Genomic DNA, 13,297 nt, shown 5'->3' on the forward strand with positions numbered 1-13,297 from the left:
CACCGCTGGACCGGCGGGCGAAGTCAGGACGTCACCGGTGCGACGGAGTTCCACTCGGCGCGCCCGGGTGGTCCGTCGGCTTGACGGTCGGAGCGCCGCTGGGCTTCGTGCTCGGCTTGCCCGGCGTACTGGGCTTGGCGCCCGGCGCGCTCGGCTTCGAGCTGGGCAGCAGGGTGACGCAGTAATCGGTCACCTTGTCGAGACCACCGGCGGCGGTCACGAGCGCTTGGAACGCGGGGCTCTCCAACGCCTTGCCTCGTTCGCCGTCCGGCTTGGCGGCGTACGCCTTGCAAAGCCCTTCGAGGTTGGGCGACGGCGAACCCTTCGCACCGGGGCTGTGGCTGGGCTTGGGGCTGTGACTGGCCGACGGCTTGCCGGTCGTTCCCAGCGGGTTGGGCAGTACGCCGGTGGTGGCGGCGAGGGCCACGCCACCGCCGACGGCGACCGCCGCGATGGCCGCCGCCTTGACGGTGAGCGCTTTCGCCAGGGCTGTCTTGAGCATCGAACGTCTCCGGGGTAGGGGGACAGCGTCGCGATGAGCCCGGTACGCCTGCGTCACCGCCTGCCGTCCGGCCAGCTCACCCGGATGGGCGGGCGCGGCCGCTGCGGCGAGCAGCTCGGCGAGCGGCGGTGGCCCGGCGTCGGTCGCGCCGTCGAGCAGGTGCTCGGCGACGGATCGGCGAAGTCGGGGCCGCGTGCTCATCTCGCCTCCTTAACCGTCGGCGCCGTCAAAAATGTCACTCTCGCTCGGTTCTCGCTGGTGGGAGCACTTGTCAGCTGCTCGGCCAGTCGTTGCAGTCCCCGATGGGCGGCGGTACGCACCGCGCCCGGCCGCTTGCCCAGCACCTTCCCGGCAGTCTTCGCGTCGAGTCCCAGGACCGCCCGCAGCATCACCGCCTCGGCCTGATCCGGCGGCAGCGTAGCGATGAGGCGTACGGCGGCGTCGGTGGCGACCGCGGTCAGCGCCAGCGCCTCGGCGTCTTCCGACGCGGGTAGTTCCATGAAGTCGTCGGCCGGCACCGGCACGGCCGGTCGCCGGTCGCGATGCCGGAGGTGGTCGATTGCGCGATGCCGGGCGATCGAGGCGGCCCAGCCGCGGAACGCCTGATCGTCGCCGGAGAACGTGTGCAGGTCGCGCACCATGCACAGCCAGGCTTCCGAGGCGACGTCCTCGGCATCAGAGCCCACCAGTACGCGGAGGTAGCGCAGCAGGCCTGGATGGACGGCGCAGTAGAGCTCGTCGAACGCGAGTTCGTCGCCGTCTTGGGCCCGCCGGATGAGCGAAGCCGACGTCACCCGGGCCATGCTGGCCCACTTCGACCGGTCGGGCCAAGGTGGCATCGGGTCGTCGGTTCGGCTGTATCCGTGTCACGTCTCGCGACATCGTGTTGATCATTCCGGCGAGGAGTCGATCAGGGCGAACGGGATGCGCCACGCCGGGTGATCACGCCCGATAGTTCATGATCGCGCGGAAAGGGCGGGGGTGGGTGTCGAAAACGGGCGGTGGCGTTCGTGTAGGGGGTAGGAAGGACACGAGGAGGAGACAAGCCATGCCGGAGTACCTGCTCAGCATCTATCAGCCCGACGGCGACGCGCCGCCGCCCGAGGTCCTCGAGCCGATCATGGCGGACCTGGCGACGCTCAACGACGAGATGCGGCGTACGGGAGTCTGGGTGTTCGCGATGGGCCTGCATCCGGCGAGCACCGCCACCGTCGTGCGTCCCAAGGAGAACCTGATCACCGACGGCCCGTTCGCCGAGGGCAAGGAACACGTCGGGGGGTTCACCGTCATCCGGGCCGCCGACCTGGACGAGGCCTTGAACTGGGCCAGGCGGATGGCGGCTGTGCTGACGTTGCCCGTCGAGGTCCGGCCGATCGCGTTCGAAGAGAAGTGACGCCGGGCATCGAGGAGGTCTTCCGCGCGGAGTACGGCCGTGCGGTCGCCGTCCTCGTGCGCGCGTTCGGCGACATCGATCTCGCCGAGGAGGTCGTGCAGGACGCCTTCGCCGAGGCGGTCATCCGCTGGCCGGAGACGGGTACGCCACCGAGCCCGGCCGGTTGGATCATCACCACTGCCCGCAACCGCGCGATCGACCGCGTACGCCGAGAGGCCCAGCGCGATGCGAAACAAGCCGAGGCGGCGCGGTTACAGCCGGAACCGGAGCCGGAGGAGGGCGGTCCCGTGGACGACGATCGGCTGCGCCTGATCTTCACCTGCTGCCACCCGGCGCTCGCCGAACCCGCCCGGGTCGCGTTGACGTTGAAGCTGCTCGGCGGGCTGACGACGGCGGAGATCGCGGCGGCGTTCCTCGTCCCGGAGCCGACGATGGCCCAGCGTCTCGTCCGGGCCAAGGGCAAGATCCGCGACGCGCACATCCCGTACCGGGTGCCGGGCGACGCCGACCTGCCCGATCGGCTGAGCTCGGTGCTCGCCGTCGTCTATCTCATCTTCACCGAGGGGCATCTCGGCCGCGTGGAGCTGAGCGCGGAGGCGATCCGGCTCGGGCGGCTGCTCGCCGAGCTGATGCCGGACGAGCCGGAAGTCCTCGGGCTGCTCGCATTGATGCTGCTGACCGAGGCGCGCCGGCCGGCCCGCGCGGATCGCCTCGTCCCGCTGCCCGACCAGGACCGTCGACTGTGGAATGCCGAGCTGATCGCGGAGGGGCAGGATCTCGTCCGGCGCTGCCTGCGGCGGAACCGGCCGGGTGCGTACCAGATCCAGGCGGCGATCAACGCCGTCCACAGCGACGCGCGTACCGCGGATCAGACCGACTGGTGGCAGATCGTCCAGCTCTATGACCAATTGCTCGCGATCGCCCCCAGCCCGGTGGCCGAGCTGCATCGCGCCGTCGCGGTCGCCGAGATCGACGGCCCGCGCGTCGCACTGTCCATCATCGACTCACTGCCGCTCTCCAGTCATTATCTCTGGTACGCCGTCCGCGCCGAGCTGCTCCGGCGGCTCGATCGGAAGCGGGACGCGCTTTCGGCGTACGACATGGCTTTGAATCTGGTGACCCAGCCGAGCGAGCGGGCCTTCCTGAGCGGGCGGCGCGCCGAGCTGGCGGTCGATGTCTAGGATTCGCGGCATGAAGCGTGCCCGCGTGCTGGTGTCCCTCGTCCTGGCGGCCGGACTGGCCGGTTGTTCGCTCCTCGGTGACGACACGAAGACCACGGTCACGCTGTCGGTTGGCGGCGATGCCGATCATCACGCGGTCGAGACGATTCTGCGGAACCGCGTGACCGGCGCGGGTATGCCGAAACCGGGCTTCGTCTGGAAGGCCAAGGAGCTCGTGATGACGGTTCCGGGTGACCATCACGACGCCGACTTCGGCAAGCTGACCGCGCCCGGCGTGCTGGAGTTCCGCAAGGTGCTCGACACGCAGGCGAACGGGACGGAGTGCGTCGGCCAGCCGACCGCCGCCGAGACCGAGCTGATGACCGCCTGCAACGACCAGAAGGAGCGCTTCGAGCTGGACGTGGCGAAGGTCGTCCGGACCGATGTCGCGTCGGCCGAGTATCAGCGGGACGACTCCGGGCAGAACGTCGTGCTGGTGAAGTTCACCAGTGCCGGGCAGGCGAAGTTCACCGCGTTGACGCAGGAAGCCGTCGGCAACGCCGGAACCGTCCAATGTGAACAAGAGGCGCTGGGGAGCAACGGCAACTGCCTCGTGGCGGTGGTCCTCGACGGCCGCGTCGTCTCCGCGCCCGAGATCATGTCGGTGCTGACCGGGGACGTGTTGATCAGCGGCTCGTTCAGCGCGACCGAGGCCAAGCAGCTGGCGGCGCTCCTCGACACCGAAGCGCTGCCGGTGGCGATCTCCGTCACCGGCGTCGCGACCGCCTGATCACCTTGTGCGACGGCGGCGTACGTAGAGCAGCGCCGCGACCGCCACTAGCAGCGGCCAAGCCAGATAGAGGCCGGTCGTCAGGCTGAGGCCGATCACCGTGACGAGCGCGACGACCGCCGTCCACCAGACTCCCGTACGCCGGGGGAGCAACCTGAGCGCGGCTGCTGCGCCGACGGCGTACACGGCGACGAAGCAGCCGGTGGTGGCGAGGACCAGCGGGGCGGTGCCGACGCCGGTGACCGCGACGATGCCGAAGCCGCCCAGCCCGAGCGCGATCGTGACGAACAGGCTGCGCCGGGGCACCTCGCCGGCCTGACTGCCGCGTGACAGCCAGGCGGGCAGCGCGCCGTCGCGGCCGAGCGCCGCGCCGAGTTTCGCCGATCCCGCGGTGTAGGTGTTCATGACGCCGAGAGTCAGCAACACGGCGACGACGGCCGCCGCTGCCTTCGCCGGACCGCCGAAGCCGACGCCGAGCAGCTCCGACAGCGGAGCTTCGTTGTTCCCCGCCGCCGAGCCCAGGACGAGGATCACCGTCGCGGCGATGAGCAGGTAGACGCCGCCGACGATGACGATCGCGGCGCTCGTCGCGCGGGGAAGGGCCCGAGCCGGGTTCTTGAACTCGGCCGCCAGGTGCGTCACGGCTTCCCAACCGGCGAAGCTCCAGACGAGCAGGGCCGCGGCGGGGAACACCGCGAACCAGCCGTGCGGGGCGAACGGCGTCAGGTTGCCCAGCTTGGCGTGCGGCAACGCGGCGATGGCCGTCACCAGCAGCAACGTCAGGAGCACTCCCGCGAGGATCAGCTGCATCCGGCCCGAGACGCGTACGCCGAAGTAGTTGGCCAGGCCGACGACGGCGAACAGGCCGACGGCCGTGGCGTACACCGTCGCGCGTCCCCCGCCGAACGCAGCTTCGACGTATCCGCCGGTGAACAGGGCGGCGGCCGGCGCTCCGGCGGGGGTGGCGGCGTAGAACCACCAGCCGACGAGGGCCGCGGCCCGCGGCCCGAAGGCGCGACGGGCGTACGTCGAGACCCCGCCGCTGTCCGGATGGCGGGCGCCGAGCGCGGCGAACGTCGCGGCCAGCGGAATCGAGGCGAGCACCAGACCGAGCCAGGCCAGCAGGGACGCCGGTCCGGCGACCTTCGCCGCCAACGCGGGCAGGGCGATGACCCCGGTCCCGAGGACCGCGCCGACGTAGAGGGCGATCCCTTGGACGGTGGACAGGTGGCCGGTCGGGGTCGCCGCCGGGGCCGGATGGGTTTCGGTGATCGTCACCTCAACAGCGTCGTACCGCCGGTCAGGCCGGACCAGTGACAGGAATGCCATAGTGCGATAGATTTCTGCCATGGGTAAGCCGCATGTCGTCGCGGTGGCGGTCACCGACCACGCGCCGATCTTCGAGCTGGCGATCCTCTGCGAGGTCTTCGGCATCGCCCGGCCGGATCTGGCCGACCCCTGGTACGAGCTGCGACTGTGCGCCGCCCATCCGGGGCCGATCCGCACGGCCCAGGGCCTGCTCGTGCAGACGCCCTACGGGCTCGACGACCTCGTCGCCGCCGACACCGTGATCGCCGCCGCCATGCATCGGCCGTTTCAGATCACCCCGCCGCCGACCCTGGTCACCGCGCTGCAGACGGCGTACGACCGGGGTGCGCGCCTCGCCGCGATCTGCAGTGGTGCGTACGCGTTGGCCGAGGCCGGGCTGCTGGACGACCGGCCGGCGACCACCCACTGGATGTACGCCGAGGAGTTCGCGAACCGGTATCCGGCGGTGAAACTGGATCCGGACGTCCTCTACGTCGACGACGGTCGGATCCTCACTTCGGCCGGCACCGGGGCGGGCATCGATCTGTGCCTCCACCTGGTCGAGAACGACTTCGGGGCGGCAGTGGCGAACACGGTCGCCCGGCGGATGGTCGTCCCACCCCATCGAGACGGCGGTCAGGCGCAATATGTGCAGGCGGCGCGCGCCGTTCCGGCCGGATCGGCCAGCCTCGGGCCGGTGCTGGACTGGGCCCGGGCCCACCTCGCCCTGCCGCTGACCGTGGCCGACCTGGCCGAACGCGCCCGGCTCGGGCAGCGTACGTTCGTCCGCCGGTTCGCCGAGACGACCGGCACCAGCCCCTTGCGCTGGCTCACCATCGAACGCGTACGCCTCGCCCAGCAGCTGCTGGAGACGACGGATCAGCCGATCGAACGGATCGCCCAGGAAGTGGGCTTCGGCACCTCGGCCAACCTGCGGCAGCACTTCAGCCGGGCGACCAGCGTGTCACCGCAGACCTATCGAAAGGTCTTCCGCAGCCGCGTCTGAGTCACCGCCCGCTCGCTCACTGTTTGTGGATCGTCTCCGTGGTGGGCAGGCGCGGCGTCGCGGGCTGCTCGACGTCGTCCGCCGGCACGCCTACGCGTACGGCCAGATAGGGCCAGCCCAGGTAGGCCAGGGTTCGCCGGAGGATCTGCCGGCCCGCCGGGACCTCGACCGGTTCGCTGATCGGCATGATGCCGAGCCCGAGGCGTACCGCGGTGAGCCAGAGCGCCGACAGCGCCTCGCCGCCGCGCAGCCAGCTGAGCTGATCGTCTTGATCACCGAAGAGCAGCCCGTAGGAGGCGGCCTTGTCGTGGTCGTCGCCGATCTGCAGGCTGCCCGATCCGGCGAATTCCCGGCTCGCGACGTTGGTCTGCGGTGGCCGCGACGGGATGACCTCGTCCGGTATGCCGACCTCCTCGCGTTCGCCGCCGGCCCATTCGGACAGCTCGGTCTGGATCGCCGGGTCGGCGGCGTCGATCTCCGCCGCATGGGCGGTCGCACTGGCGAGATCGTCGATCTGCTCGGTACGCAGCAACTCCAGCCGGGCGCCCTCGGCGTACGCCGCCGCAGCGAGCGCTTGCAGCGCATCGGCGGGCACGGGGCGGTTGGCCACCGGCCGCCGGTCGGTATGCCGATGCGCGATCGTGCGCAGGAGTTGTTCGGCCTCGGCCGTGATCGGGATGGCCCCCTCGACCTGGAGTACGGCCAGCCGATCGCCATCGCCGTCGGGCAGCCGGTCGACCCGGGCCTGCCAGCCCCAGCCCGCCAACGCCAGCCGGGCGTGGTGCAGCGACGCTCCGCAGCTGATCGTCAGCATCCGCCCCTCCGGGTCGGTCGCGGTGAGCTGGCGGGATCTTTCCGCGTACAGCTCCAGACGATCACCGGCGATCTCCCAGCGCCACGGCTGGGAATTGTGGATCGAGGGCGCTGACGAGGCGACCTCGGCAGCGTGCGCGAGGATGTCGGGGACGGGCGCGTCGGGCTTCGGATTCGCGGCCATGGGGTGATTCTTTCCCGGATGCAGCCTGATCACGCCCGTTTCGCCAGCTTCAAACCGGCGGCTCGCGGCGGTGGATTGTTCGAAAAGACCCCGGACAGGCCGACCGGCCGGCATCTCAGGCGCTCACCCCCATAAGCGCCGAGGCCGACCAGTCGGTCTTGACGAGCGGCGCCAACCTCCCCCGTTGACGGTAGGCATCCACCCATCCCCTATATGCGCTGTGCCCGGCGCTCACATGATCAGCGGGACCTGCTGATCCAGGCGGCCGCACCGTGCTGGTGCTGCGAGCGATATGCGCTTGTGCCTACGACCATAACCGCAGGTCACGCCGGTTGTCCACACCCTGCGAACACAAATCGTTACTGAAAGTGATTTCCGCTGGGAGCGAGCTGCAAACTGTCTCATCGGTCCCTCCTGTCACAGGCTCGCGGCGGTACGTCGGCCCGCGCCACGGCGGCACGGCAGCCCGCGCCGCGCGGATACGGCGGCCAGCCCTGCGCGGATACGGCGGCCAGCCCTGCGCGGATACGGCGGCCAGCCCTGCCAAGATCGTCGGATGCCGACAATCGTGGGCCTTTTCGTGCACTGATCGTCGGCACCCGACGATCTTGAACGTCGGGACTAGCGTGATCGTCGGCTGCCGACGATCTTGGGTGGGCCGGGCGCCGATCCCGCCGGGCGGTTCCGTGCACTTGGGACGAAGCCCGAGGTGATGGGAGTGATGCGAAACCTGTTCAACCGGAGTACGCTCACCGCTGCGACGCCCGTTTCCGGATGTGTTCCCCCGTGCGCACCCGGCGCGGGCGTCGCCCATTCTGCGGCCGACCGGCAAACCCGTTCTGCGGCCGACCGGCAACCCGTTCAGTGGAGCGCTGAACAGATTGCGAAACGATTGCGGCGGGGATAGCGAAAGGGTGACGACACCCTCGGTACGCCCGCGCGTCCGGTAGAAATGGCTCCATGGCAGATCGGAATGCGAACCCTCTACTGTCCACTGAGGATCTTGTGGTGGCGGTGAAGGCGTTCGCCTCGGCGCACGGCGGAGCCCGTGCCGCCGTGGAGTACCTCGGTAAACGCGGCGCGCTGGTGATCGTGACCGGGGCCGACGGCGAGGCGACCCACCTGCCGACGACCAGTATCGAGGTCGCCCGCGACGCCTGCGATCAGGCCGGCGTCGCCGTCGACAACGGCTGGGACAACGAGCTGACCGACCTCATCCGGCCGAGCAACGACCTCTGGCGGTCGCGCGGCCGCAGCATGTCCCGCTGACCGCGCCCGCGCCCACGCGGCCGCGCTTGGGCGCTGGATCACGGATCAGGGTCGTATTCCGGCCAAGATTCGACCCAGATCACTGATCCAGCGCCGGAAAGCGCGGCACGCGCCGCGAGCGCGGCCAGCGCGGGAAAGCCCGGAAAGCGGGGAGGCGCGGAAGCGTACGCGTCGTCAGGTGGGAAGAGAGACACGCCGGGTGATCCCGATGGATTCAAGGAACGGTTCGTCGTGACTGGCCACCACGAGCGCACCCCGGTACGCCTCCAACGCCTGCGAAAGCTGCCGGACGCTGGTCAGGTCCAGATTGTTCGTCGGTTCGTCCAGTAACAACAGTTGCGGGGCGGGCTCGGCGAGCAGCAGCGCGGCGAGCGTCGCGCGGAAGCGCTCACCGCCGGAGAGCGTACCGGCGACTTGGTCGGCTCGCGTTCCCCGGAACAGGAAACGGGCCAGCCGCGCCCGGATCTGGTTCGGGGTGGCGTCCGGTGCGACGCGGGCCACGTTCTCCGCGATCGTCAGCCGGTCGTCGAGCAGGTCGAGCCGCTGCGGCAGGTAGCGCGTCGGCACCGCGAGGTCCACCGAACCCTCGGCCGGGGCCAGGGCACCGGTGAGCGTGCGGAGCAATGTGGACTTCCCGGCGCCGTTCGCGCCCACCAATCCGATGCGCTCCGGTCCGCGTACCACTAGATCCACCGGATGACCCACGTGCGCGAGCCGGGCGTGGACGGTGAGGACGGTGCGCCCGGCCGGCACCTCGGTGGCCGGGAGATCGACGCGGATGGTGTCGTCGTCGCGGACCGCCTCCTCCGCCTCGGTCAGGCGTTCGCGGGCCTGGTCGAGCTTCTCGATGTGCATGGTGCGGTGCTTGCCCGCGGACACCTCGGCCGCGCGCTTGCGATTGCCCATCACTATCTTGGGCTCGCGCTTCTGGTCGTACATCTTCTGGCCGTAACGGACCCGCCGGTCGAGCTTGGTCCGCGCCTCGATCAGCTCGCGGCGCTGCCGCCGGACGTCGGCCTCGGCCGTGCGAAGCAGCCGCTCCGCCGCCTCCTGCTCGGCCGCGATCGCGGCCTCGTAGTCGCTGAAGCCGCCACCGAAGAACCGGACCTCGCCCTCGCGCAATTCGGCGATCTGGTCGACGAGTTCCAGCAGGGTCCGATCGTGGCTGACCACGACCAAGACTCCTGACCACGCCGCTACGGCTTCATACAATCTGGTACGCGCAGCGCGGTCCAGGTTGTTGGTCGGTTCGTCGAGCAGCAGCACGTCCGGTCGCCGGACCAGTTGCGCCGCGAGCCCGAGAAGGATCGCCTCACCGCCGGAGACCTGCCCGATCCGCCGATCGAGATCGACGTGGGTCAGCCCGAGGCGGTCGAGGACGGCCCGCGAGCGCTCGTCGACGTCCCAGTCGTCGCCGACGGCGGTGAAATGCTCCTCGGCGGTCTCACCGCGTTCGATCGCCTGCAGCGCCCGCCGCGTCGCGGCGACGCCGAGCAGCTCGTCCACCGGCATCCCGGTGTCGAGGGTGAGATCCTGCCGCAGATAACCGACGCTGCCCGCGACATGCACGGAACCCGCCGACGGCCGCAGTACGCCCGCGATCAGGCGCAGCAGAGTCGATTTGCCGGAACCGTTGAGCCCGACCAGCCCAGTACGCCCCGGGCCGACGGTGAAGGAGATGGAGTCGAAGACGCGGTCGCCGTCGGGCCAGGCGAAGCCGAGGTCTTGCACGACAAGGGAACTAGGCATAAGGCTGCTCCACAGTGGTCGATCCGATGGGGATGCTCGGGCGACACCACGGGCCGGAGGCGGCCACTCGGCCACGGAGGGCGGCCAGGAAAGGCCGGCTCGCGAGGGCGGGCGATCTGGATCGGCGCACGACTCGACGTCGTGGTGTCTCGATCTCAGATCAGCACTGAACGCGCTCCTCGGGCCGGCAACAGAACGTGATCATTTTAGCCAGACGTTTTCCCGGACGGCCACTATTTTTGTGCCCGGTGTGGCGCAGCGCACGTGCGGTGGAGCTGGGGATTCAAGGTTTCTGCAAGTCCGGGTCAAGGCCGGGCTGTCACCCTCGACGCGGGCTTACGAAGATCGTTCTGGGGGAGCAGAGATGTATCGAGAAGGCCGCGACCGCTGGCGGTTGCGCGAGAGTACCTTCGGCGACCGCGCTCGACAGCGGCAGGCGGCGTTGGCGGAGTTGACCGAGGCCGGTGGACGGGCGTACCGGGCGCCGGAGCGCGAGGACGCCGGGGACGACAGCGGCATCGTCCGGGTCACGGTGGATCGAAGCGGCGCGGTCGTCGACGTCCACATCAGATCGGATTGGCGCGACCGGATCGGCGTCGGCGGGCTGGGCCCGGCTCTGCTGGCAGCGCGCGAGAACGCGGCCGGTGCCATGGCACGTGCCCTCGTCCTAGGTCGGCTCGCCGAGCAGGAGCGGGCGGCTTCAGAGGGCCGGGAACCGTCTCGTGACCGGCGACCCGGGGCGTACGCCGAGCGGTCGACCATCGACCAGGTGTGGCAACGGCTGTCGGACAACGAGGATCACGCGTATCGCCGGCAGAAGGCCGCCCGTGCGGCGGCCGAACGACAGCCCCGGGCGATCGGCGGTCCGCTGGGTCTGCTCAGCGGCCGATGCGAGGGCGGCCGTCTGGTGGGCATCACCGCGGAGCCGACGCGAACCCGGCAAGCCGACACCGAGCAGCTGCGCCACGCGGCGCTGGACCTGTTCCGGCAGGCTGAAGCCGCCGAGGAGTTGATCGCATGACCAGCGAGACGACGAGAGTCATCACCGACGACGTCCGGAAAGAGGCCGACAAGTGGCGCGACCTGTCCGACGAGATGTCCGCGGTCTACGCGAACCCGGTGGGAAACGACGGGCTTGAACTGGGCGTTTTCGCCTTCTTCATCGGGCCGACCGAACTGATCTCGACCGCAATGCACTTCGAGGCTTACACACAGTTCTATGCGGAGGCCAAAGACCTGGTCAAGGCGGCCGCGACCGAGTGGCTGCAACTGGGCGAGGCGCTGGATCGCATGGCCGACGAATTCGACCGCACCGATCAGACGGCCGAGGTCGATCTCGAAGCCGTCTACACCGAACCGGCGACCAACGGCGTGCAAGGGCCTTCTGCCGCCGCGCAGCAGGGGGAGCCGCAGGATGGATAGCTCAGGTGGCTCCGGCGGCGGCGATTCGTCGCAGCACACGAGCGCGATCGAGACGGCCATCCGCCAGATCGAGGAGTACGGCGACGAGTGTGTGGCCAACTTCGACGTGTTGCTCGGGATCGTCGCGGCCATCGACACGTCGGCAGGGGTGCTGGGCGACGCGGTGCTGTGGGCGGTCCGTGACGACCTCGACACCGTCAAGGAGAAGATCGACGAGGTCTTGGACATCGCAGCGGAGGTCTTGGCCCATCACACCCCGGTGATCTCGCTGATCAACATCAGCTTCCACTGGCTGGAGGCGGTCAAACAGCCGGTCTCGGGCATGGTGCCCACGATCCAGCAGTACGCCACGGAGAACCTCGCCTATTGGGAAGGCACGACCGCCAACCACTACAAGCAGCAGATCCTGCCGCCGCAGGTCGGCGCGGCCACGGAGCTGTCGAACAAGGCGAGCTTCATCAGCGACTGGCTCTACGGCATCGCTCAGGACAACGTGGAGTACAGCACCGGGATGGCCACGTTGCTGAGCGACCTCGCCGGGAAGCTCGCGGCGGCGATCCTCAAGGCCGGCAGCATCATCGACATCCCGTTCACGATCAGCGACCTGGCCGACGTCGTCGGCGCTCTCGTCCAGGTCGCTCTAGAGAACTTGCTCACCATCGTCGAGCGGATCACCGAAGCGGGGGAGAACGTCCGCCAGATCGTGTCCGATCACGTGGACGAGTCGAAGTTCCCGGGCGGCCAGTGGCCGCAGGCAGTCCAAGGCTGACCTGTTATGTCAGGGGGCCCTTCCGCCGGGCGGGGCCCTTCGTTCAGCCCGTCAGCCCGGCGACCTGTCGGCGAGGCGGCGGCGCTTGTGGCTGCGGCAAATAGCGCGGCCAGCAGAACCCCACCGCCGTGCTCGGCGTGCGCACGGCTCAGGTGCAGCGCCTGTGTGATGCGCTTACGACGTCACGCGATAGACGTCGAAGACTCCATCCACTTTGCGTATCGCTCCGAAGAGGTGTCCAAGGTGCTTCGTATCGGAAATCTCGAAGCTAAAGCGGCTCACAGCAACACCATCGCGAGTTGTGCTAACGATCGCAGAGAGAATCTTAACTTCCTCGATGGCGAGCGCATTTGTGATGTCCGCTAGAAGGCCGTCCCGAGTAAGGGCCTCGACTTGAATCGATACAAGGTAGGTTGACCCGGCCCGGGGCTTCCAGGTGACCTGGACGATCCGTTCCGGTTGTGCCTGCAGGTCTTCGGCGTTGGCGCAGTCGTTGCGGTGCACCGAAACCCCGCCCGACCGCGTCACGAAGCCGAACACGTCGTCGCCGGGCACCGGGGTGCAGCAGCGGGCCAGCTTGATCCAGACGTCGCTGACGCCGACGACTACCACGCCGGGATCTTGGTCGAGAGTCCGAACGGTACGCCACGGAACGACGATCTCCGTTACATCATCTATAGAACCCTCCTCGCCGCCGTAGGCGGTGACAAGGCTTGCCACAATGGACTGAGCCGAGACCTGGCTCTCGCCGACCGCGGCGTACAGCGACGCGACATCCGGCAGGTTCAGCTCACGGGCGATCGCAATGAGGACTTCGGCGGTCAGCATCCGCTTCAGCGGCAGCACCTCTCGGCGAAGTGCCCGGTTGAGCTGCTCCTTGCCCTGCTCGATCGCCTCGTCCCGGCGCTCCTTCTTGAAGTACTGCCGGATCT

Annotated in this window: 14 protein-coding genes; 8 read left to right on the top strand and 6 right to left on the bottom strand. The window is 69.3% G+C overall.

What is annotated here, in order from left to right; all coding sequences use genetic code 11:
• Window positions 1–31: 31 nt before the first annotated feature.
• Together HOV77_RS28910 and HOV77_RS28915 are read right to left on the bottom strand one after the other, a co-directional pair.
• On the bottom strand, window positions 32–703 hold the full coding sequence (locus tag HOV77_RS28910; RefSeq protein WP_290867632.1) for a hypothetical protein: 672 nt from the start codon (window positions 701–703) through the stop codon (window positions 32–34).
• Window positions 700–1,341 carry an RNA polymerase sigma factor gene (locus tag HOV77_RS28915; protein ID WP_290867635.1) on the bottom strand — a complete coding sequence of 214 codons (642 nt, stop codon included), beginning with the start codon at window positions 1,339–1,341 and terminating at the stop codon, window positions 700–702. Before HOV77_RS28915 ends, HOV77_RS28910 begins: the two co-directional genes overlap by 4 nt.
• Window positions 1,342–1,550: 209 nt before the next feature.
• Between HOV77_RS28915 and HOV77_RS28920 the strand changes: the two genes are divergently transcribed.
• Genes HOV77_RS28920 through HOV77_RS28930 form a run of 3 tightly spaced genes read left to right on the top strand, consistent with a single transcriptional unit; the run spans window position 1,551 to window position 3,845 of the window.
• Window positions 1,551–1,895 (top strand): YciI family protein, encoded by a 345-nt coding sequence (locus tag HOV77_RS28920; RefSeq protein WP_290867638.1) that lies wholly within the window; start codon window positions 1,551–1,553, stop codon window positions 1,893–1,895.
• Window positions 1,892–3,076 (top strand): sigma-70 family RNA polymerase sigma factor, encoded by a 1,185-nt coding sequence (locus HOV77_RS28925; RefSeq protein WP_290867641.1) that lies wholly within the window; start codon window positions 1,892–1,894, stop codon window positions 3,074–3,076. The genes HOV77_RS28920 and HOV77_RS28925 overlap by 4 nt, the downstream gene beginning before the upstream one ends.
• A gap of 10 nt (window positions 3,077–3,086) precedes the next feature.
• Window positions 3,087–3,845 (top strand): hypothetical protein, encoded by a 759-nt coding sequence (locus HOV77_RS28930; RefSeq protein ID WP_290867644.1) that lies wholly within the window; start codon window positions 3,087–3,089, stop codon window positions 3,843–3,845.
• Here the strand turns inward: HOV77_RS28930 and HOV77_RS28935 are convergent, their stop codons facing one another.
• Complete coding sequence (locus tag HOV77_RS28935) at window positions 3,846–5,123, bottom strand: amino acid permease (protein WP_290867647.1); 1,278 nt, start codon at window positions 5,121–5,123, stop codon at window positions 3,846–3,848. It lies immediately after the preceding gene.
• 70 nt (window positions 5,124–5,193) lie between these two features.
• Between HOV77_RS28935 and HOV77_RS28940 the strand changes: the two genes are divergently transcribed.
• Complete coding sequence (locus tag HOV77_RS28940) at window positions 5,194–6,159, top strand: helix-turn-helix domain-containing protein (protein WP_290867650.1); 966 nt, start codon at window positions 5,194–5,196, stop codon at window positions 6,157–6,159.
• Window positions 6,160–6,175: 16 nt separating this feature from the next.
• Here the strand turns inward: HOV77_RS28940 and HOV77_RS28945 are convergent, their stop codons facing one another.
• The gene (locus tag HOV77_RS28945) at window positions 6,176–7,156 is read right to left on the bottom strand and encodes a nitroreductase (protein ID WP_290867653.1); all 981 of its coding nucleotides are present in this window, start codon (window positions 7,154–7,156) and stop codon (window positions 6,176–6,178) included.
• 960 nt (window positions 7,157–8,116) lie between these two features.
• Here HOV77_RS28945 and HOV77_RS28950 point away from each other — a divergent pair.
• On the top strand, window positions 8,117–8,425 hold the full coding sequence (locus HOV77_RS28950) for a hypothetical protein (RefSeq protein WP_290867656.1): 309 nt from the start codon (window positions 8,117–8,119) through the stop codon (window positions 8,423–8,425).
• Window positions 8,426–8,599: 174 nt separating this feature from the next.
• Here the strand turns inward: HOV77_RS28950 and HOV77_RS28955 are convergent, their stop codons facing one another.
• Complete coding sequence (locus tag HOV77_RS28955) at window positions 8,600–10,174, bottom strand: ABC-F family ATP-binding cassette domain-containing protein (protein ID WP_290867659.1); 1,575 nt, start codon at window positions 10,172–10,174, stop codon at window positions 8,600–8,602.
• Between the two features lie 364 nt (window positions 10,175–10,538).
• On the opposite strand from HOV77_RS28955, the gene HOV77_RS28960 reads away from it, so the two are divergent.
• The 3 genes from HOV77_RS28960 to HOV77_RS28970 are packed head-to-tail and all read left to right on the top strand — an operon-like array spanning window position 10,539 to window position 12,365.
• Entirely contained in the window at window positions 10,539–11,195 is a 657-nt protein-coding gene (locus HOV77_RS28960; RefSeq protein ID WP_290867661.1) for a hypothetical protein, read from the top strand.
• Complete coding sequence (locus HOV77_RS28965; protein WP_290867663.1) at window positions 11,192–11,596, top strand: hypothetical protein; 405 nt, start codon at window positions 11,192–11,194, stop codon at window positions 11,594–11,596. The genes HOV77_RS28960 and HOV77_RS28965 overlap by 4 nt, the downstream gene beginning before the upstream one ends.
• Complete coding sequence (locus tag HOV77_RS28970; RefSeq protein ID WP_290867665.1) at window positions 11,589–12,365, top strand: hypothetical protein; 777 nt, start codon at window positions 11,589–11,591, stop codon at window positions 12,363–12,365. Before HOV77_RS28965 ends, HOV77_RS28970 begins: the two co-directional genes overlap by 8 nt.
• A gap of 174 nt (window positions 12,366–12,539) precedes the next feature.
• On the opposite strand, the gene HOV77_RS28975 is transcribed toward HOV77_RS28970, so the two are convergent.
• Window positions 12,540–13,297: ACT domain-containing protein (locus tag HOV77_RS28975; RefSeq protein WP_290867667.1), on the bottom strand; the 758-nt coding region annotated here is incomplete at its 5' end.

This window comes from Hamadaea sp. (assembly GCF_013362815.1).
Classification (GTDB): Bacteria; Actinomycetota; Actinomycetes; order Mycobacteriales; family Micromonosporaceae; genus Hamadaea.